Below are 21,402 nucleotides of genomic sequence, written 5' to 3' on the forward strand. Positions count from 1 at the left end.
TTGATAATCGATTGATGATAGTCCGGCGGATCTTGCTGTCTAAAGACTGTCAACTGTCAGCTGTCAACTGTCAACTAATTATAAAGGAGATTATGTCAGACAGTATTGTTATTATTCCTACCTACAACGAAAAAGAGAATGTTGAGAATATTATCCGTGCGGTGTTTGGGTTGGAGAAAGAATTTCATATTTTGATTATAGATGACGGCTCACCTGACGGAACAGCAGATATTGTTAAACGTTTGCAAAAAGAGTTTCCCGAACGTCTTTTCATAGTGGAAAGACAGGGTAAGTTAGGATTGGGCACTGCTTACATTTGTGGCTTCAAGTGGGCTATCGAGCATAAATACGATTTTGTATTCGAGATGGATGCCGACTTTAGCCATAACCCGAACGATCTTCCGAAACTATATGCAGCCTGTACGGAACAGGGGGGAGATGTAGCTATCGGTTCACGTTACAGCAATGGAGTAAACGTGGTGAACTGGCCGTTGGGACGTGTGCTGATGTCTTATTATGCCTCCGTCTATGTCCGTTTTGTTACGGGGATGAAGATTCAGGATACGACTGCCGGTTTCAAATGTTATCGCCGGGAAGTGCTTGAAACGATCGATCTCGATCATATTCATTTCAAAGGATATGCTTTTCAGATAGAGATGAAGTTTACTGCTTATAAGTGCGGCTTTAAATTGGTGGAAGTACCTATCATCTTTATTAACCGTGTGTTGGGAACATCGAAGATGAATTCGTCTATTTTCGGAGAAGCTTTGTTCGGCGTGCTTAAACTGAAGTGGTGGAGCTTTTTCCGTAAGTATCCGCAGAAGAAGTGAAATCATGAGACTCCTTACAAACACATTCTTGTTAGCCGCATTCTTGTTTTTGCCTGTGAAAGTGTTCTCGCAGACACAACAGAATGAACTGGAGCAGATCCGGCAGAATTATACGCGGTCGTTGATCGATTCCAATAATGACTCCGATTTGTTGAATCGCATACTGGCAGGTATTCCACCGGAGACAGAGATGTCCGATCAGGTAGTCGTGGAGTTACATCAACGTTATCCCTTTAATCTGGATAAGATCAAGGAGTATATGGATAACATCAATGAAGACGGTTCGTGGCCGGATATCGATTATAACGATACCAAGCGTTCGGGCTGGGATGCCAAAAAACATGCAGACCGTATATTGGAGCTGGCTAAACTATATCATGCCGAGGGGCCTTCCTGTACCTGGTCGCCCCGTTTCTCTACGGTGATCCATCAGGCGCTCGATTATTGGTTTCGCACGAAGCCTGTTTGTAAGAACTGGTGGTATAACGAGATAGGTATTCCTAAGACATTCGGGCCTGCTTTTCTTTTGCTTCGTACACAGATGCGGCCTGATGAACTGAAAGAAGCGGTGAAAGTAATGGATAACGCGCGTTTCGGTATGACCGGACAGAATAAGGTTTGGTTGGCAGGAAATGTATTGATGAAAGGGTTGCTGTTGGATGATTACGATCTGGTGAAAGCTGCCCGCGATACAATTATGTCCGAGATAACGACCGGACGTGAGGAAGGCATTAAAAGCGATTGGAGTTTTCATCAGCACGGACCGCAGCAGCAGTTCGGTAATTACGGACTGGCCTATCTGGGAGAAATGAGTTTTTACTCGGAACTGTTTGCCGGGACCTCATTTGCCTTGAATGCCGAACAACAAGCAATATTGAATAATCTATTGACGGAAGGTTACCGCTGGATCATCTGGCGGGGATATATGGATGTGAATGCACTCGACCGCCAGTTATTCCATAATGCGCCTATCCATAAAGCACTTGCGATCGGAAATGCAGCAAATTCGCTCAAGAAAGGAAGTACGCCTGCTGATGTGGAAAAGCTGGATGCTTTCCTGAACGATAATTTCCCACCTCAGTCTTCGGATGGAGCGGTATTCACCGGACAAAAACATTTCTGGGATTCGGATCAGACGGTCCACCGTGCACCGGCATGGATGGCTTCAGTAAAGATGGCATCCCAACGGGTGATCGGAACCGAATTGGTGAATGAAGATAACTTGAAAGGTTTCTATATGGGTGACGGTGCCACTTATATTTACCGGCATGGAGACGAATATCTGAATGTATTTCCTTTCTGGGACTGGCGCAAGATACCCGGAATCACTTCTTACGAAAGCGATGCTCCGGTACCAAGTCCCCGTTCGTATGGTGCACATACCCGCAATGAAAGTTCTTTTGTCGGTGGCGTAACGGATGGACATACAGGCATGACCGCAATGGTTTTAAACCGTGATGGAGTTCATGCCCGCAAAGCCTGGATTATGACGGACGATTATGTTTTGTGTCTGGGTGCCGGAATAAAAACAGACAGTACATTGAACTTAACGACTTCGATCGATCAACGGAAGAAAAGGGGAGAACTTTCCTATCTGGAGAATAACCGTTGGAACACGGTGAACGGTACCTTTACAGCAACCGGAAAAGCGTTACGTTTTTACCATGACAGTACAGGATATATCCTGATGCAACCGTCGAATAGCGTATCGATCTCTGAAAAACGTTCCGGAAGCTGGTCTGATTTTATGGGATCGTATACACCGCAAACAGTAGAAGGAGAGGCCGTTTCTCTATATATCCGTCATCCGAAGGAATCTCCGGCTTCTTATCAATATCTTATCTTGCCTGCTGTTTCGACTGACCGGACAGCCTCTTTCTGTACGGATGATATCCGGGTGCTTTCTAACGATGAGAATATGCAGGCTGTCGGGATAGATAACTGTTTTTATATTACCGCTTATCAGGCAGGAAATATCCGTTTAGCGGATGATATGCTACTGGAAATACAAACTCCGGGTATCTATATGCTCTCTGTTGAGAACGGTGCGATCCGTGTTGAGGCAAGTGATCCGACACATATGCAAACCTCTTTATCTTTGAAGATCAATGACTATGCTTTGAAGATCATGCAACCGGCCGGTCAGGTGTCCGGTCAGAGCATATCTGTTACTCCTGTCATCAGTGCTCCATTGGTAAAACATATCAGGTAACAGGTTCATGCTCGTCTTTATCATAATTGAAATATATATTGTCATTTTTATAAGTTCCCGAGAGGTATAGATGGTGTATTTTTGCTCGCATAAACTTCATTGTAATAGCTAAATTTATGTATTATGGCGAAAATAACACACTTATTACCTGTATGTTTTCTTTCTTGTCTGAGTTTCCTGTCATGCGATGATAAGACGGAAGCGTCGGGTAGTTATAATTCTTTTGCGAGTATCGAACAAGGTTTCCGATCGATTCCTGATAGTGTACAGATCGGTGTTTACTGGTATTGGATCTCCGACAATATCTCTAAAGAAGGAGTAGAGCGAGATCTGGAGGCAATGAAAATTGCTGGTATCAATCGTGCATTTATCGGAAATATCGGTATCAATGAACTTGAGTATGGTAAAAATAAATTATTAAGTCCCGAATGGTGGGAGATCACGCATGCCGCATTGAAGAAAGCGACGGAGCTGAATATTGAAATAGGTATTTTCAATAGCCCGGGATGGAGCCAGTCTGGCGGTCCGTGGGTAAAAAGCAATCAGGCCATGCGTTATCTGACTTCCTCCGATACGATCGTTTCCGGACCGAAACGTATGCAACTGACTTTACCTTCCGTAGGAAAAGACGAACAGGAGGTTTGTGTGATCGCTTATCCGGCATCCGAGAAACCGGCAATCGAGAAAAGCTGGACTATAACGAAGAAATCCGGACAAGCCTCTTCTTCCGAGTTAAATCTGGGTAAGGATGAAACGGTCCGTACACTGGTTTATCAGGTGAACACTCCTTTCAAAACATCTGCTAAACTGTGGGTGAAGAAGGATGGTAAAGAAGAACTGGTAAGACAATTTACGATCGACCGCAGCAATCCGGCATTGAATGTTGGTTTTGATCCTTATGCTCCGGTCGTTATATCTCTCCCTGAAATTACTGCTTCACAATTCCGTCTGGAAATGTCTGAGGAAGGTGGAGCCAGTGGCCAGGTAACGCTTTCTTCTGCTCCGATGGTAGAACGTTACCCAGAAAAGTCGTTGGCTAAGATGTTCCAGACCCCGCTGCCTATGTGGGATGATTATCTGTGGGAAAAACAACCGGCTGTTAGTAATGCCTCATTACTGGTATCGCCGGATGATATCAAAAATCTGACAGCCAACTCGAAGAATGGCGTATTGGATTGGGAAGTGCCGGAAGGCAACTGGGTAATCCGCCGAATGGTTATGTTACCGACAGGTGTGACGAACTCCCCGGCTGCTCCCGAAGCAACCGGTCCTGAGATCGACAAGATGAGTAAGAAACATGTTGCGTTCCATTTCGATGCCTTTATCGGTGAGATATTGAAACGTATCCCTGAAGCTGACCGTAAGACATTTAAAGTAGTTGTTCAGGATAGCTATGAAACCGGAGGACAAAACTGGACGGACGATATGATCGACGTTTTCAAAGAACGTTACGGATATGATCCCATTCCGTATCTGCCTGTATTGAATGGAGTAGTGGTTGGAAATCCTGATATCTCTGACCGTTTCCTCTGGGATTTACGTCGTTTGGTATCCGACCGTGTTTCTTACGATTATGTAGGTGGCTTGCGTGATGTTTGCCATCAGCATGGATTGACTACCTGGCTGGAGAATTACGGTCATTGGGGTTATCCGGGCGAATTCCTGCAATATGGCGGCCAATCCGACGAGATTGCAGGTGAATTCTGGAGTGAAGGCTCTTTGGGTGATATCGAAAACAGAGCAGCTTCTTCTTGTGGACATATTTATGGCAAACGGCGTATTTGGGCTGAATCGTTCACCAGCGGAGGACCGGCATTCAGCCGTTATCCTTACCTGATGAAACAACGTGGAGACCGTTTCTTTACGGAAGGTATAAACAGTACGTTGTTACATGTGTTCATTCATCAGCCGTATGAAGACCGTGAGCCGGGAATGGCAGCTTGGTTCGGTAATGAATTTAACCGGAAGAATACCTGGTTCAGCCAGATCGATGTGTTCATCAACTATCTGAAGAGATGTAATTTCATGTTGCAAGAAGGCGATTATGTAGCCGATGTTGCTTATTTTATCGGAGAAGATGCTCCGAAGATGACAGGTGTCTGTACACCTGCACTTCCTGCTGGTTACTCATTCGATTATATCAATGGAGAAGTATTGTTAGAGCGGGCATCCGTGAAAGACGGTCGGATCGTTTTACCGAGCGGAATGAAATATAGTCTGCTGGTCTTACCGCAACTGGAAACAATGCGTCCTGAAGTATTGAGAAAGATCAAAGAATTATTGTTGGCTGGAGCTTCTATCATGGGGCCGGCACCGAAATATTCACCGAGTCTGAGTAACTACCCTGCAGCCGATCAGGAAATACAGGCATTAGTTGCAGAACTTTGGGGTGACCAGACCGAGTCTGTTCGTACAATAGGAAAAGGCCGTTTGTTTATGCCGGCCAACTCTTTGCAACCTGTACTGGATGCTTTGCAGGTAAAACCTGATATGCACGTGGATTCCGATAGTCCGATCCTGTTTATCCACCGTACGACGGATGAAGGCGATATTTATTTTATCTCGAATCAGAGTGAGAAGCCGGTTGATGTCCGTCCGTCCTTCCGCGTAGCAGGAAAGTTACCGGAACTGTGGAATCCGCTGACTGCTGAGATACGCCGTTTACCTGAGTTTACATGTGCCGATGGAGTAACGACTGTTCCGATTCATCTGGAAGGAAACGAAAGTTCATTCATTATTTTCCGTAAGAAAGGAACTCCGCAGGAAACGACAGCCCGCAATTATCCGCGCAAAGAAATTGTAGCAACGGTTACTACTCCCTGGCAGGTAAATTTTGAAAAAGGGAAAAGAGGACCGGAAAAGACTGTTCTTTTCCCAGAGTTGCAAGATTGGATAACTAATACAGATCCTTCGATCCGTTACTTCTCCGGAACAGCAGTCTACACGAACCGTATCACGCTGGATGAGTTACCGCAAAAGGCTCTTTACCTGGATCTGGGAAAAGTCATGGTAATGGCAAAAGTAAAGATCAACGGGCAATATGTAGGTGGCGTATGGACGACTCCTTACCGCTTACCTGTAAGCGATTATTTACGCAAAGGAGAGAATGTGATAGAAGTGGAGGTTGTAAACAACTGGCGTAACCGTTTGATCGGTGACGATGCGTTGCCTGAAAAGGAACGCGCTACCTGGGCAAATCTGAATTTCTGGAAAGCCGATTCGCCTTTGCAATCGTCCGGTCTGATGGGACCGGTGGAGATTCAGGCTTATTCTTATGAATAACTGCTCCCGCTTGTCTTGTTTTTGAATAGAATCTTGTACATTTGTAACAAATAAACACAAAGTATATGAATAAGATTCTGATAAAAAACGCTCGTATAGTTAATGAAGGACGCATGTTTAAGGGTGCCGTCCTGATCGATCGAGATAAAATAGAAGAGGTGTATGAAGAGGCTGTCCCTGTGGCAGCCTCTGGTGTGCAGGTAATCGATGCCGAAGGAAAGCTCTTGTTACCGGGAGCGATCGACGACCAGGTGCATTTCCGTGAACCGGGTTTAACACACAAAGGAGATATAGCCAGTGAGAGCCGTGCTGCTGTAGCTGGTGGTATAACCAGTTTTATGGATATGCCGAACACCAAGCCGCAGACTACCTCGATTGCCGATCTGGAATGGAAGCTCCAGCGTGGTGCGGAAACATCTCTGGCTAATTATTCTTTCTTTTTCGGAGGAACGAATGATAATATGGACGAGATCCGCAAACTGGATCGAAGTCGTGTACCGGGTTTGAAACTTTTCCTCGGTTCTTCTACGGGAAACATGCTCGTGGATAAGAAAGAAAGTCTCGAACGCATCTTCGGAGAAGCAGATATGCTGATCGCTATCCATGCGGAGAAAGAAGAAGTTATCAAACGTAATATAGCCTACTATACGGATATGTACGGGGAAGACCTCGATATCTCCTTCCATAGTAAGATCAGAAGTGAAGAGGCCTGCTATGCTTCTTCATCCGAAGCAGTGGAACTGGCTACTCGCCTGAATTCTCGTTTACATATTCTGCATTTATCGACAGCAAAGGAACTGACTTTATTAAGTAATGAAATCCCTTTAAGTGAAAAGAAGATAACGGGTGAAGTGTGTGTGCATCACCTTTGGTTCCACGACGGTGATTATGCCAAATATGGTAACCGGATCAAATGGAATCCGTCTATTAAAACGTTGGCAGACCGTACCGCTTTGCGTAATGCAGTCAATGATAATACGATCGATATTGTGGCGACCGACCATGCTCCGCATTTGTTGTCTGAAAAGGAAGGTAGTTGCCTGAAAGCGGCTTCGGGCGGTCCGTTAGTACAACATTCGCTGGTTGGTATGTTGGAAATGGTGGCGGAAGGCTGTTTTACTTATGAGAAAGTGGTGGAAAAGATGGCACATATGCCTGCCGATCTGTTCCATATCGACCGCCGTGGTTATATCCGCCCGGGATATTATGCCGACCTGGTTCTGGTGGATCCGGAAAAGTGCTGGATTGTGGCTCCTGAAAATATTTTGTATAAATGCGGATGGTCTCCGTTTGAGGGTACGACATTCCATCATAGCATCACCCAGACATTTGTAAATGGGCAGTTGGTGTATGACAATGGAGTCGTCGATGACGATGTACGGGGAATGGAAGTAAGATATAACTAATATACAAAGTTCCTTCCGACCTGACGGACGGACAGTACACCCTACGTCGCCCCTCGACGCAACGTTACGTCTCATCGAGACGCAGTGTTGCATCGGGAGCGACGTTTTTATTTACTCCCGTTTATTGTCGTTCACAAAGGATTTATGCTGTCTACAGGAATAATTTGGTTATTTATTCCCGAATATCTAATATTATGCCCGTATAAAAAATAGTCTAATTAAAAAACTAAAAGAGTATGTCAAAAGGATATGCAGTTGTATTGGGATTGAACCATGTAGATCCCGTTCATTACGATGGTTGGGACGGAGAATTGGCTCAACCCGAAAATGATGCCAGGGCGATTTGTGAGATCGCATCGAAACGAGGTTTTAAATCGAAGATCATTTTAGGAAATAATGTTACCCGTCTCAATGTAATTTATTCGGTAAGGGAGGCTGCTCAGGAGTTGGAAAGCGGCGATATCTTTTTCTTCTATTATTCGGGGCATGGCGGCCAGTTGCCGGATATGGACGGAGATGAAGAAGATGGTATGGACGAAACCTGGTGCCTGTATGACGGTGAGCTTATCGATGATGAATTACGTTTGCTGTGGTCTGAATTTAAAGAAGGAGTTCATATCCTGGTTTTATCGGATAGTTGCCATAGCGGAACAATGACAAAAGCATCTGCGGGAGAACCTGTTCTTGAAAATTGTGTAAAGAAGGCAATGCCGACAGAATATGTGAGAAAGACCTATTTTAAGAATAAAAGTTTTTATGATAATCTGGCTCGCGAACTTATGGATAAAGGTGCAAATGAGAAAGAGGTGAAAGCCGGCGTGTTACTTATTTCCGGCTGCCAGGACGAACAATCGTCGTATGCTTTCACATTTGATGAAAACAGTGTGTTCACTACTGCTTTATTGCAGGTTCTGGAGGAAGATCCTACGATTCATTATTCGCTGCTTCACGAAAAACTTGTGGATAAATTGGACAAGCGCTTACGCGGCAAGCAAAAACCTAATTTATACCCGACGGAGCAATGTGATCTTACTTTCCTGGAACAGGAATTTCTGACAATATAATATAGATGGAAAAGTTGCAACAAACAGAAGATATTTTCCTTTCCCTGGATGGTAAACTGAATCAACTTGCCGTTATAAGTAAATCTGATCCGGCCTATCGGGTAGAACGGGAGGAAATACAAATGGAAATGAAAGCTCTCTACGAAACATTGTCGGAAGAGAAGCTGGATGTGGAAGTTGGGGCAGAGGATAACGGCATTGTACAGGATAAAGGCCTATTGGGTGTTTTGACGGGTACGGTCGACCTGATGAAGAACCTGCTCCTTGTTGTCAAGGTGTCGATGCACCGAGAATCGGATGCAGACCGGGTATTATTGGCTCTGGAAAAGAAAGGTCTGGAACTGTTGCCCGGATATGGCAGTTTGTATAAGAAAGCGTTGGAAATATTAAAGCAGTTTGTGCAATTAGATGTGGCTTCTATCGTAATGAACTTGCGTAAGGGGTCTTCCTACGTTAAGACGTTTGCTTCCTATATTCCTTCGCAACCGTTCTGTCCTCCGGAAGAGGCTCTTTTAATGGCTGAATGTTCGGAATATGCTTATACCGGATACACATTTAATAAGAAAGTTTCTCCATTGAAAAGGAGGGAGCTGCCTGAATGTCTTAAAATGGGACACTATGATGAAGTGACCGGTCAGTTGTATGTGATGAACGGGTTTAAGGTTTGGTTGGGTAGATATGAAGACCGGATCGTTATTGCTTTTGCCGGAACGGAACTGTCGAAGATCGGAGCTGTATTAACAGATGTACATCAGTTGCTCGCTGCTGATACTATGTATTTGTATGCAGTCGGGTTGGTTCGTTTATTTCTGGAAACTTATCCGGAGCAACGTTTTTATGTAACGGGACATTCGTTAGGAGGAGGACTGACGCAGTTTGCTGTGGCTACTAATATCGCGCTGGCTCATGAACGGATGAAAGGTATTGGTTTCAATGCAGCCGGCTTATCGGCTTCCACACTCTCACCGTTGGATGACAGAAACTTGCAATTGGCGATGGATAGTGTTGTCCATTATGCCACCATAAAAGATCCTGTCTCTGTTTTTGGTGCGGCTGTCGGTCTGCGGCAACTTTTGCCTAAAGGTAAAAGCAATGGTCATTCTTTGGATGATGTGAAGGATTGTCTGCAGCTTTTAGCTACTAAAAAATAATCTGTCCGATAATTGCTGCAGACAGATAATATAAACGGAGCGCAGAGAAATGCAGAGATTAAACTGTCTGCAAAATTCTGTGCTCCGTCTATGTCTTTTTATGCGATATCGATCAACTTATGTGTTTGCAGACTAAGTTGCCACTCCGGATGCTCCAGGATATAATTGACAATTTCCATCGTATTCCGGCAGGAACAGGGTTGGAGGAAATGATGTTTGGCTGGCAACTGGATGTAAGAAGACAGATCCTGTCTCAGATAAACCACCTTGACTTCATCCATATGATCGATCTTGATGGGTGCTCCCTCTTTCGGAGAACAAGTCACCCAGTCGATGCCTTTAGGTAACGGACGTGTGCCGTTTGTCTCTATACATATATATTTACCCGCTTTGTGAAGCATGTCGATAAATGCGTCGTCGATCCATAAAGCCGGTTCACCACCGGTCAGTATGACCATGTCTGAAGGGTAGGCGGAGATTGTCTCCAATATTTCTTCATCCGACATCAAAGTCCCTTCTTCATGTTCCGTATCACAAAATGAACATTTCAGGTTACACCCTGAAAAACGGATGAAAACAGCGGCTTTGCCGGTATGATAGCCTTCCCCTTGCAGGCTGTAAAAAATTTGATTAATCTTTCTCATAGATTGCAGTGTTCGATTCTGACTCTTTAATTTCTACTTTATAACAATTGGGTAACTGGTCGCATATCCATCGGGCCATATTCTCGGCCGTCGGATTGAAAGGCAGGACTTCATTCAGATTCTGATGGTCCAGCCTGTTTTTTATCGATTCTTTGATATGGCTAAAGTCGATTACCATGCCATCGGCGTTCAATTCTTTCGAGCGACAGTAAACAGTGATGATCCAGTTGTGACCATGCAGGTTCTCACATTTACTGGAATAAGAGAGTTTCAGACTGTGTGCAGCCGATATCTCCATTCTTTTAATTACGGTATACATGCTAAATTGTGCAATTTAAGACGTTTATATATTGTATCTAAATGTCACCTCGATACGGCGACAAAAATACATAAAATCCCGGTGAGGTAAACTATACACTGTTATAGGATTTATTAAAAAAACATTTATATTTTTGCATGTGTTAGAAAGTTGAATTTTTTAGTTTAGGAATGCTAAAATGGGTATATGGCAATAGCAGGCAAAATATGTGCCTGCTTACTGCTTGTGAATCAATGGGGAACGGATTTATCCCCTGGATAAACCGATAATTGGAGGCTAAGATTCAATTGTTAAAAAATAGAAGAAGCTGCAAATAAGTTTCGATAATCTTAAAAATGTGTTTTATAATATCTTTTTTTATTTGTTCAGTAATATAAAATGCCACATCTTTGCATGCAGATAACCTAAACAATCTTTTTGCCTTAAAGACTAATACCTATTAAAAACCTATAAAGAGGGCCTTTGAGAAAAGGCCCTCTTTATGATTTTTAACCACTTAGTAGCCTGTTTCTTCTATTTTTGACGAAATTTTTCCTATTGCTTCATTTAGTTTTTCTTCCGGTGGAATCACATTGAAGTTACCCCAGAAGCTTTCATCATAATTAAATTTTGTTTCAGAGAACACTGTCCGGGTTGATAATGTTTCTTTCCTGCCGAAACGGCTGACATTGTCCGTGTCTGTTTTGCACACGACCATTTCAAACCATACATGAAGGGGAGAGCTACCGAACAGTTGTTTTTTCTTTTTAACCTTAAAATGAAGGTCTCCTCTGACATGACTGACATAATAGATGCCGTTCCAGGGTTTGTAAGAAACTGTATAGACCACCTTTTGAGGGATTATCTTTAGGTTACGGCTTTTCTTCTCCACAAGCATATTGGCCGCATCCTTCACATATTTGGGGTGTATTTCAAACTCGGCCCGCAGCAGTGCACTGTTTTCCGAATCGATGTACAAGTTGCCTTTTAAAAGCGGGCTTGTGATGAACTCGCGTTGTTCAAACGAGATCACATTTGCCATCCGGTTGTCTATTACCGTGATATCGGAATGGGCATATACATAAGGATAGTTCACCTCGCTTTCCGGAACCAGAAAATCCGGCACATCCTTGATGATATCCAGCTGCATGCTGGCATTGATACCGGATTTCATCTTGGCAATGATCGTATCCCGCTCCTGGTTATTACTGATCCGGCGCATCTTCAGCAGTTTTACCTGATCCGGAACAGCATGCCTGGTATAGGGGCTTTTATATATTTTAAAGATCGCCTCCGTCAGACTGACGAATTTATTTTTCCGTTCAATCCCTTCCCGGTAGAAAGTGGTTTGATAGACAGGCTCCTGGGAATAATTGATACTTTTCTTTTCTTCCATCTCCCGTAGCAGGCGTAAGGGGTTCACAATACGGACAACCACTTCCTGTATGGGGATTACTTTCGGTTCCAGGGTTAGCATGCTGTAACGCTCCGCTAACAGAGAGCTCTCTATCTGATAGGGTTGGTAGCCGACATGTGAGAAGTTGATCTGCGATTGGCGCAGCGTATCCGGCAGACGTAACCTGAATTCGCCGCCCTGGTTTGTGACATTTCCTATGGAACCGTCGTCATTGACACTGACGGTGGCGAACGGGATAGGTTCATTCGTGTATTTATCCCGCAGGATACCTTCCAGAGTGAAATAGGCTACGGTATCCGGAAGAACCGGAGGTACCTCTTTGACCGGTGTTTCTTCAACCGGACGGGAGATCAGGATATGGTTACCGATCACGCGAAGGGTCAGGTGCCGGTCGCCGGTAATCCGATAGATCGCTTCCCGGACAGAGTATTTGCCACCCGGTATTTTTACTACTTGTTCATTGTCGATGATCTTGCTGTCGTAGATGAACAGATAGCCGGACTGTTCGGATACTTTTCCCAGTAAATCGTAAACGGTTTCCTTACTTTTAGATATATGGATAAGACGTTCGAGTACATTTTTATTGTCTTTATCGTCGGCCCGCAAAGGGATAGCCGTCATCAGCAGTAATCCGATGAGGCAGAAAAACAGACGATATGTAACGGTTCGTTTCACCTTGTACTCCTTTTATCCGATTAGTTTTCATGCAAAGTAATCACATTATTTTCACGTGTGCATTTCAGGTCGAGCGCAAAACATATCAGTTCAGCCATTGTTTCCGGCGAGTTGTCGGCAAAGGTGACGGTAAGTGTCCTGCTCTCCAGCTCCGGGGTGGTTTTCAGACTGATATCTTCCGCATTGAGATTGATGACCCGGAGGATATCGGCCAGTCGTTCATCCTTAAAACGTATCTGCCGGACATATTCTTCGAACTGTCCGGTGTCTTTTGTTTGCCTCACTTGTAGTTTTCGTGAAGAGAGGGTGACGGTTTCACCCGCTTTTACATGCACATCCTGTCCGCTTTTTTTCAACGTCACTTTTACCAATCCTCTTTGTACGGACAATTCAAAAGGCTGGGAACCATCGCTTTTTACATTAAAAGCGGTACCCAAAACTTCGATGCGTGCGTCTTCTGTTTCAATAAGGAACGGACGCTTGCGGTTGCCGGCAATATCGAAAAGAGCATTTCCCTGTAAGGATATTTCCCTTTTATCCGGTTGGAAATGTTCCGGATAATGGATAGCGGCATTGCCTGCCAGGTACACGATCGAACCATCTTCGAGCGTGGTGGCGAGTGTCGTCGTTTCCATATTCTGCCGGGTAAGCAGGTTACGGTCGGCTTCTTTCTCTGTTGGATTGAAATAAATAAATACGAAGCAGAGTATAGCTGCCACTGCAGTTATACCTGCGAATATAAGTCTCCGGGTCGACGGACGGGGTATTTCCGAATAAGGATGCAATCCCTCTTTTCCCGTCCGGGTGATCAGGTCCTCCTTTTCCAGGCGTTGGTACACCTTGTCCCATGCCTGATCCGTTCTTCTATTGTCCCTTTCTTTACGAGTCATACTGTTTGTGTATAATTCTCAATTTCTTTTCTGAGTGTTTGAAGTGCCTTGGTCATTTCAGCTTCCACTGTTTTGACGGACAGAGAGAGGGCGGAGGCTATCTCCGCGTATTTCTTTCCTTCGAAACGCTGCATCCGGAAGATGCGTAAGCGGCGTTCGGGTAGCTTTTTGAGAGTCTTGTTTATCAGATCCTCCAATTCTTTGTATTCCAGCTGGTCCTGCGGATCGGAAGGCTTGCTTTCCTGGTTACCCGATAAAACGTTTTCCCGGTAACGGTTGCGTACTTCCTGATGTTCGCAGTATTGGAGAGACTGGTTGCGTACCGCCCCGTACAGATAACTTTTCAGGGAGAGGAACACTTGCAGTTTTTCTTTTTCTTTCCAGAATACGTAGAATAGCTCTTGCACGATCTCTTCAGCTACGTCCCAGTTTCCGGTAATACCGGCGGCATAGAGGCAAAGGGGGGAGTAGTAGAGCCGGAAGATACCTTCGAAAGCTTTGACGTCCCCCTCTTTAATCTTAGTTAGTACGAATAAATCGTTCAGCATGCCGTGGATCTTAATGATTAGAGTCCTTCAAATGTACGAAAAGATATTGAAATTTATTTCTGTTGCTTTTTTAATTTGTTTACCGCACTTTCCAGTGATTCCGTCGGTTCGATGATATTGTAGGCTCCCCAGAAATCTTCGTCCATGAAGTTCTCTACTTTATCGGACAACGATTGTGATTCTTTGAATGCCATCTTATACGGAATAGTGGTCACGTTTTCTTCCCGTCCGTCCGTTACCACCGTTTCGGAGATAATGGTGTAATTGGTCGAGAACAGTTTGCGTTTCCAGTCACATTTAAAACGTACCCCGTTGCGGATATAGTTCAGATAAGTTACGCCGTCACGGTCTTTATAATTGACCAGATAAGCTACTTCGAGCGGACGGAAACGTAATCCGAACGGTTTCTTTTTGAGGATGGCCTGGGTCGCTTTGTTGCGGTCGTCCATACTCAGATTGAATTCGGCACGGGTGAATGAGAGGCGTTCCTTGTCTATGTACAGTTTTCCGTAATACAGGGCATAAGGCATGATGACCTGTGGCTTGAAACTGATTACATATTGAGGACGGTTGTCGATATTGGTCGATTCCTCCATTTTGAAGAGGTAATAGGGTAGGCATTCCTTGTCGAGCAATACATCCGGATTCTTCACTATATCACAGAAGATCGACATATTCGGACCGCCGAGCAGTTTGACGGCAAGCGTGTCGGTTCTTTTCTGGCTCAATAACTTACGGCCTTTGTAAACCTGTACGCGGTCGCGGTCGGATGCTTCGTTATAGGGGGTTTTATAGATGTCGATCACAGCTTCCGATATATTGATATACCGTTTACCTTTTTGGGCTGTTTCCCGGTAGAAGCCCGTCAGCATATTTGTCTTCTTGCTGTAGTTGGCGGGAATTTTACTGACGGCTTGTTCTACCAGATAGCGTGGTTCCTGGGCATGGATGATGATCTCGTCGAGCATATTCTCGTAAGGTGTCATCCAGACGGTCAGGTCGGAGAGGTTAATCCCGCTCACTTCTACTTTATTATTGTAATATCCGATATGGGAGATCTCGACAGCTTTCACATGGGAAGCATCTTTGATCTTGAAAGAGAATTCCCCGTCTTCGTTGGTGATCGTACCCGAAGTACTGCCGGGGATGGAAATGTTTACATACTCCAGTCGTTTCTTATTATTTTTGTCCTTGACAACTCCGCTGATAGTGATGAAGTCCGGATTCTCGTCGTCACGCACCGGTTGATCCTGCGCCTGTAACGGACTAATACCTGCTACCAATAATAAGATCAGCAAAAATCCGATAGATTGTCTATACAGTGTTTTCATCTTTGTATTGTTTTAATGGTGAATATTCCTGTTTGTATATATAAGATCGGTCAGAGAACGAATACCCTACGGAAAAAGTGATTTATTTTGATAAATCTTTCTATATTTGTGAGGCACAGACGGATAGGGATAAACACTAATATATAATCTTATGAAAACCAATCATGTAAATCGAAGAGATTTTTTCCGGCTTTCAGCTACTGCAGGTGTGAGTGCCATGTTAATTCCGGGAGCTAAGGCTGCCCGTGCTTCTCTGGTGACTGCTAATGAAAATGAAATCCCTGTCCGCACGCTTGGCAGAACAGGGGTGAAACTGCCGATACTGAGTATGGGAGTGATGCGTGCCGACAATCCGAATGTGGTGAGGGCTGCCTATAATTCCGGTATATTCCATTTTGATACGGCTCATGGCTACCAGAACGGAAAGAACGAGGAGATGTTAGGGAAGTTCTTTACCGGAAAACCCCGTGACAGTTTCTTTATTGCGACAAAGGGAAAGTTTGACTATCCTTTGAAAGATGATTTTGAAGAAACGTATGAAAAGCTGGTGGATCAGAGCCTGAAACGCCTGAATATGGATCATGTGGACCTGTTTTATACGCATGCGCTGGATAAGGTGGAAGAGGTAAAAGACGAACGTGTCATTGCTGTTCTGAAGAAATTCAAAGAAGATGGTAAGACCCGTTTCCTCGGTTTCTCCGCTCATGCCGGGAAACCGGAATTACTGGATGCCGCTATTGAAGCGGGTATCTATGATGTTGTCCTGTTGAGCTATAATTTCAAACTGTCGAATCTGAAAGAAACGGAAGAGGCTATTGCCCGTGCAGCAAAAGCAGGTATCGGATTGGTTGCCATGAAAACGATGACCGGAGGTACCGAAGATGCGGAAGGGAAAAAGAAGATCAATGCGCAGGCTTGTCTGAAATGGGCATGGAAGAATGAGCATATCACGACTGCCATCCCCGGATTTTCCAATTATGATGAACTGGACGAATGTCTGGCTGCCGCCCGTTCTCCTGAACTGACTACTGCCGACACAGATTATCTGGCTTCCCTTTGCGGACAGGAAATGTTGTATTGCCAGCAGTGTGGAAAGTGCCGGACACAATGCCCCGAACATCTTCCTATTCCTGATATTATGCGGGCTTATATGTATGCCTATGGTTATAAATATTCAAGAATGTCGAAAGAAACATTGGCAGGGCTGGAGCTTTCGCCGGATATCTGTTCCAACTGCGACACCTGTAAGGTGAAATGTCCTTCTGGCTTTGACATATCGGCCAAGATTGCCGCGATTACTCCGGTGATGCAGATGCCTGATGAATTTCTGACTTAAAGAATCGAACGTATGAAGCAGATCAATTATTTGTTACTCTTTTTCCTGTTGCCTTTCTGCTCTTTAATAGCGCAGACACCGGATGAATTGAAATCATGGTTACCGCCTGTCGACGGTTGGACTGTCTCCGGTGAGGTGGAGGTTTTCAATCCCGATAATCTCTTTGACCGTATAAATGGGGCGGCTCCGCTTTTTCTGGAGAATAATTTCAGGGAGATGACTTCTATGGAATATAAGAAAGGGGCCGATTATATCACGATACAAGCCTATCGCCATGCTACGCCGGAGGATGCTTTCGGTATGTATTCGTCCGAACGTTCTTCCGATCTCGAATTTCTGCCTGTAGGGGGAGAAGCGCAGGGAGACAAGGCGAATTTGTATTTCTTTGCCGGGAATATGTATCTGAAGATGTGGAGCAATGCTTCCGGTGATGTGTCGAAAGAATTGCAGGCGATCGGTAAGGCGCTGGCCGAAAAGATCGATGCCGGTGCCGGTCATCCTCCTGTTATCCGTTTATTCCCGGAACAGGGGAAAATACCTTATTCAGCTGCATATATTACCTCCAATTATATCGGTCACGAGTTTTTGCGGGCTGTATATACAATGAAGTATGAAAAGGACGGACAGTCTTTTCAGTTGTTTGTTCTGGATGGTGGTTCACCGGATGGGGTAAAAGACGTTTTGATCCAGTATATGGCTTTTACCAAGCAGTCGGACGAGTTGAAAGAAGGAGGATTATTGGTAAAAGACCGTTATAACGGGGATATACCTGTTCTTTGGAAAGGACGTTACCTGGTTGGTGTTTATAATGAGAACGGGGATACGATTGCCGGTGCAGATGTTTTACTGAAAGAGCTGGCGGAAAAACTATAATAGGATATGTCTGGTTTTGATAAAGAAGATTTTGTGGCTGCCGTCTATCAGATGGTAAAGACCGTTCCATACGGGCGTGCCACCAGCTATGGTGCGATAGCCCGTGCGATCGGCTATCCGAATATGTCGAGAATGGTTGGTAAAGTAATGGGGAATTGTTCGGAGGTAGGTGTTCCTGCTTACCGGGTAGTGAACAGTCAGGGTGTGTTATCCGGCAAAGATGCTTTCAGTACGCCGACTGAGATGCAGGAAAGGTTGGAAGAAGAAGGTATCCGGGTAGAAAACAACCGTATTAAAGACTGGAAGAAGGTTTTCTGGAATCCTCTGGATGAGATATCATTTGTGCCCTAAAGTATTCAACTAGCAATCAGCCTATGGGTTATTAACCCCGAAGTCCTTTCTTTTTAACCTGAAAGATATTACCTGATAGCTTTGCGATGACGCTCGTTAAGCTTGCTGACGTATATCGTTAAGCTTGTCGACCACCGTCGTTAACCTTAACGGCGGTGGTCGACAAGTGAAAGGATAGTCACTTTGACCTTAGTAGTCAAGTACTTTAATCTTTCTTCCTTACTGGAAAAGCCTTAGTTGAAAGGAGGTGATAGGTTGAATCAAACCTATCACCTCCTTTCACCAACTATTCACTCCGTGCATCGAACGTAACTATTCATATAACAATGGGATATGAATAGCAGATGAAAGGTGAACGGTTTATAGGATACATTTACATAGAATATGTTTTTACTTTACTGTTACCTGTAACGGCTGCTTAACTTTCTGAGCAAACTCTTTTACATAGTTGAACCATTCGGTAGAGTTTTGGAATCCCCATTTGCTCCATCCGGCTCCTGTATAGTATGTATATTCACTACCTGGTGCATAAGTCGTGTAAGCCAATACGTGACCGTCTGCTCCGCGTTGTTTCTTTTCTGCTTCAGAGAAGTTTACAGCTTTGGCATTGCTTAGCTTTTCCGGGAATACGGCACCGACGAATATCTGTCCGTTTGTCGGATCTTCCGGGTCAGCATAAGCTATATAACCGTTGGCTGCGTCTGCCTGGTAATCTGTACTCGGTTCGTGCAGTACGATACCGGTTACCAGGGGGGTCGGTTCATTCAGGTTGGCGAACGAAAGTGTTATTTTGTTCAACTGTGAACCGGCATCCAACGACAGCAGGCGGGTTTCAATAATATTCTCATTATCTTTAACTTTCAGCGGGTTGTAAACGAGCTTGACTGTGAAACGCAGCGGACCGTTATCCAGGATTTCATACTCTTTGTAGCAGTACGGATAAACGATGGAGTCGTTGGATAAAAGAGCGGAAGTACCAGCACCCAGTGTCGGGCCTACTTTGTAATAATCCAGTCCGTTCCCATGGTCGATATGGTAGGAAATAGAGTTTGCCAGTTCCTGTGCCGCTTTCTTGTCGGTCTTTCTTAATTCTGCTATTTTAGCTCTCGATTCCGGATCGAGTTCTGTTTTGTAACGCATATCGACAACAGGTTGCGATACACATTTTACCCAGATATCATAACCGAAAGCCTGTTCGCCGGTAGCCTGCAAAGCCGGACCATAAGTACGGAAGGCAATGCGGTCGTTTTCCCAGGCGATATCGTCCACACGTTCCGGATAAAATTTACCGCAGGCAATAGTCGCAGGTGTTTCGGGAGTACCAGGTTTGATCTGATAAGTAACGCTGCTGTTTGCGTTCACATCGACAGGGAAAATAATTTTATTGTCGTAAGTGATCTGATAAGGGATTGGTGTCCCGTTGTTGTCGGAGATGATGAAAGACTCGCCATTCAGTTTTGCAACGGCATCCTTCGGGATTTCTGTGATCTCGTTTGAACGGTTAATGGCCGACGGGTTCGTTACCGTTACGTCTATGCTTTGTTCCTGCGTACAGGCAAAAGCTGTAGCCGCTAAAAATAAGCTGATAATCTTTTTCATAAATAATATATTGTTAGTTCATAAATATTCCGCCCTTGTTACTATTTGTTTTAAAACCGGCAGTAAAAGTATGAATATTCGCGAAGTTTACAAAGTTCATCGGTAGTAAACAACTGTTTTTTTACTGAAGAAAATAGTTTTTCCTATGCAGTATATCATTCATATCATCGTTTCTATAGTATGAAGTTGAAGCTGTGTTTACTTGTTCTGATGTTGACAGGATCATTGCCTGTGCATGTATACGGGCAGAATTGGAGTGAAAAAGATTCGGTGTGGTTATCCGGTATTTTATCCGGAACGGATACGGTACGTATTAACCCGGAGTTTCAAAAGGCGATCCGGGAAGGTACATTCATACACCTGGAAGACGAACCCGGGCAGCAGATACTGGAAGCACCTGCCGAACTGCCTGTCCTGAAAGACTTTTCCGAATATTTGCGGGCAGATACGGATAGCGTACATAAAGATCTGGATTATAAATCGATGCCCCCGAGTGTTTACCGTCTGTATACGATGGAACTGGATACTACTCCAAAGATAAACAAAGAAGCCTATACGCCGCCTCCTACGCGTCTTATCGACAAAAAGGAGATACAAGTAGGAAAGTTGCCGGTAACGGCTGCAGCAGGAGGGAGGAATCTGTACTCTTCGGATGTGGTTAAAGACGGGCAGAAACGAGGAACTGTGGGCGGGTCTGTAAAACTTTATTTCTCGCTGAATGATATGCTGGAATGGGTCTTTTCAAAAAAAGAAAGGAATAAACGGAGAAACCGTAAACGGGATAATACCTGGCGTTATTATAATTCGATGCCTTGACAGGGATACATTTTCTCCCGTAATGATTTGTGTATCCAATTTAAAATGCTAATTTTGAGACTGATATTCTTCACTCCGGAATTTATCTCATGCAGACGCAGTAATTCGGGAGGTTTTGCATTTTTATATAAAGAACCTGTACTAAATGATTGTCTGATGAAAAAGTTATGTTGCTTCCTATCGTTTTTATTTTTGCTGCTGACATTTGTCGGCTGTGAGAATGATGGCTCTCTGAACGGAGAATCCGAAATAATTGTTGTTGGTCTGGGGCATAAAGTATATAATCTTCCTCTGGGAAATGAGATACTTTTCACAGGCAACGATATCAAGTGGTTCGATAAAGATACCAGAGAGATTCGTTTTTATGATCATTCGGCATTTTCAGAAAAACTGGGGCAATATGAAAAGATTCTTGTCATTTTAGCCGGAACGGAGTTATTTACAGCCACTAATGTATCGAGTTTAATAAGTGCCGCTTATGATGATCTGGTTTTCTATTATGATATTGCAGAAGACAAGTACTATCTGAATGATAGTTATCCGGGACATCTCCATCCTGAACAGGTGCGCTTGAACAAAGAGATCCGTGAAGAAAACTGGGGATTGTTTCTTTATCAGTTGGGCATAGAAGGACGTCTCAAATAAAAAAACTTCCGCCGGTTTGTGAACGAACCTGACG

Annotated in this window: 18 protein-coding genes; 11 read left to right on the top strand and 7 right to left on the bottom strand. The window is 44.3% G+C overall.

The genetic code is table 11. The features are described from left to right. Window positions 1–92 precede the first annotated feature (92 nt). The 6 genes from DWW23_RS07075 (at window position 93) to DWW23_RS07100 (ending at window position 9,945) form a co-directional block, all read left to right on the top strand. Window positions 93–830 (top strand): polyprenol monophosphomannose synthase, encoded by a 738-nt coding sequence (locus DWW23_RS07075; protein WP_122352569.1) that lies wholly within the window; start codon window positions 93–95, stop codon window positions 828–830. A gap of 4 nt (window positions 831–834) precedes the next feature. Next, complete coding sequence (locus DWW23_RS07080) at window positions 835–3,042, top strand: polysaccharide lyase family 8 super-sandwich domain-containing protein (protein ID WP_122352570.1); 2,208 nt, start codon at window positions 835–837, stop codon at window positions 3,040–3,042. 123 nt (window positions 3,043–3,165) lie between these two features. After that, window positions 3,166–6,324: a glycosyl hydrolase gene (locus DWW23_RS07085; RefSeq protein ID WP_122352571.1), complete on the top strand. Its 3,159-nt coding sequence runs from the start codon at window positions 3,166–3,168 to the stop codon at window positions 6,322–6,324. 65 nt (window positions 6,325–6,389) lie between these two features. Continuing rightward, entirely contained in the window at window positions 6,390–7,730 is a 1,341-nt protein-coding gene (locus DWW23_RS07090; protein ID WP_122352572.1) for a dihydroorotase, read from the top strand. A gap of 236 nt (window positions 7,731–7,966) precedes the next feature. Beyond that, window positions 7,967–8,794 carry a caspase family protein gene (locus DWW23_RS07095; protein ID WP_122352573.1) on the top strand — a complete coding sequence of 276 codons (828 nt, stop codon included), beginning with the start codon at window positions 7,967–7,969 and terminating at the stop codon, window positions 8,792–8,794. Between the two features lie 5 nt (window positions 8,795–8,799). Next, entirely contained in the window at window positions 8,800–9,945 is a 1,146-nt protein-coding gene (locus DWW23_RS07100; protein ID WP_122352574.1) for a hypothetical protein, read from the top strand. A 98-nt stretch (window positions 9,946–10,043) separates the two neighbouring features. Here the strand turns inward: DWW23_RS07100 and DWW23_RS07105 are convergent, their stop codons facing one another. From DWW23_RS07105 to DWW23_RS07130, 6 genes are all read right to left on the bottom strand, one after another. Further along, window positions 10,044–10,589: a 7-carboxy-7-deazaguanine synthase QueE gene (locus tag DWW23_RS07105; RefSeq protein WP_122352575.1), complete on the bottom strand. Its 546-nt coding sequence runs from the start codon at window positions 10,587–10,589 to the stop codon at window positions 10,044–10,046. Further along, complete coding sequence (gene queD, locus DWW23_RS07110) at window positions 10,576–10,908, bottom strand: 6-carboxytetrahydropterin synthase QueD (protein WP_122352576.1); 333 nt, start codon at window positions 10,906–10,908, stop codon at window positions 10,576–10,578. Before queD ends, DWW23_RS07105 begins: the two co-directional genes overlap by 14 nt. Before the next feature lie 496 nt (window positions 10,909–11,404). Continuing rightward, window positions 11,405–12,925 (bottom strand): carboxypeptidase-like regulatory domain-containing protein, encoded by a 1,521-nt coding sequence (locus tag DWW23_RS07115; protein ID WP_187576563.1) that lies wholly within the window; start codon window positions 12,923–12,925, stop codon window positions 11,405–11,407. A 74-nt stretch (window positions 12,926–12,999) separates the two neighbouring features. Continuing rightward, a complete protein-coding gene (locus DWW23_RS07120; protein ID WP_122352578.1) occupies window positions 13,000–13,869 on the bottom strand; it encodes a FecR family protein in 870 nt (289 codons plus the stop codon). Further along, window positions 13,866–14,417 (bottom strand): RNA polymerase sigma-70 factor, encoded by a 552-nt coding sequence (locus DWW23_RS07125; protein ID WP_122352579.1) that lies wholly within the window; start codon window positions 14,415–14,417, stop codon window positions 13,866–13,868. Before DWW23_RS07125 ends, DWW23_RS07120 begins: the two co-directional genes overlap by 4 nt. 53 nt (window positions 14,418–14,470) lie before the next feature. After that, complete coding sequence (locus DWW23_RS07130) at window positions 14,471–15,748, bottom strand: carboxypeptidase-like regulatory domain-containing protein (RefSeq protein ID WP_122352580.1); 1,278 nt, start codon at window positions 15,746–15,748, stop codon at window positions 14,471–14,473. A gap of 151 nt (window positions 15,749–15,899) precedes the next feature. Between DWW23_RS07130 and DWW23_RS07135 the strand changes: the two genes are divergently transcribed. From DWW23_RS07135 to DWW23_RS07145, 3 genes are read left to right on the top strand one after another with little or no spacing between them, the layout of a single operon-like run. Then, window positions 15,900–17,084, top strand: a complete 1,185-nt coding sequence (locus DWW23_RS07135; RefSeq protein ID WP_122352581.1) for an aldo/keto reductase — start codon at window positions 15,900–15,902, stop codon at window positions 17,082–17,084. Window positions 17,085–17,096: 12 nt separating this feature from the next. Beyond that, window positions 17,097–17,957 (top strand): DUF6599 family protein, encoded by an 861-nt coding sequence (locus DWW23_RS07140; RefSeq protein ID WP_122352582.1) that lies wholly within the window; start codon window positions 17,097–17,099, stop codon window positions 17,955–17,957. 6 nt (window positions 17,958–17,963) lie between these two features. Further along, the gene (locus tag DWW23_RS07145) at window positions 17,964–18,308 is read left to right on the top strand and encodes an MGMT family protein (protein WP_122352583.1); all 345 of its coding nucleotides are present in this window, start codon (window positions 17,964–17,966) and stop codon (window positions 18,306–18,308) included. 390 nt (window positions 18,309–18,698) lie between these two features. On the opposite strand, the gene DWW23_RS07150 is transcribed toward DWW23_RS07145, so the two are convergent. Continuing rightward, a complete protein-coding gene (locus tag DWW23_RS07150) occupies window positions 18,699–19,907 on the bottom strand; it encodes a DUF4861 domain-containing protein (protein ID WP_122352584.1) in 1,209 nt (402 codons plus the stop codon). A gap of 180 nt (window positions 19,908–20,087) precedes the next feature. Between DWW23_RS07150 and DWW23_RS07155 the strand changes: the two genes are divergently transcribed. Together DWW23_RS07155 and DWW23_RS07160 are read left to right on the top strand one after the other, a co-directional pair. After that, the gene (locus DWW23_RS07155) at window positions 20,088–20,723 is read left to right on the top strand and encodes a hypothetical protein (RefSeq protein ID WP_122352585.1); all 636 of its coding nucleotides are present in this window, start codon (window positions 20,088–20,090) and stop codon (window positions 20,721–20,723) included. A 156-nt stretch (window positions 20,724–20,879) separates the two neighbouring features. After that, the gene (locus DWW23_RS07160) at window positions 20,880–21,368 is read left to right on the top strand and encodes a hypothetical protein (protein WP_122352586.1); all 489 of its coding nucleotides are present in this window, start codon (window positions 20,880–20,882) and stop codon (window positions 21,366–21,368) included. Window positions 21,369–21,402: the final 34 nt, after the last annotated feature.

Origin of the sequence: Parabacteroides sp. AF14-59 (assembly GCF_003479515.1) — a bacterium.
Lineage (GTDB): Bacteria > Bacteroidota > Bacteroidia > Bacteroidales > Tannerellaceae > Parabacteroides > Parabacteroides faecis.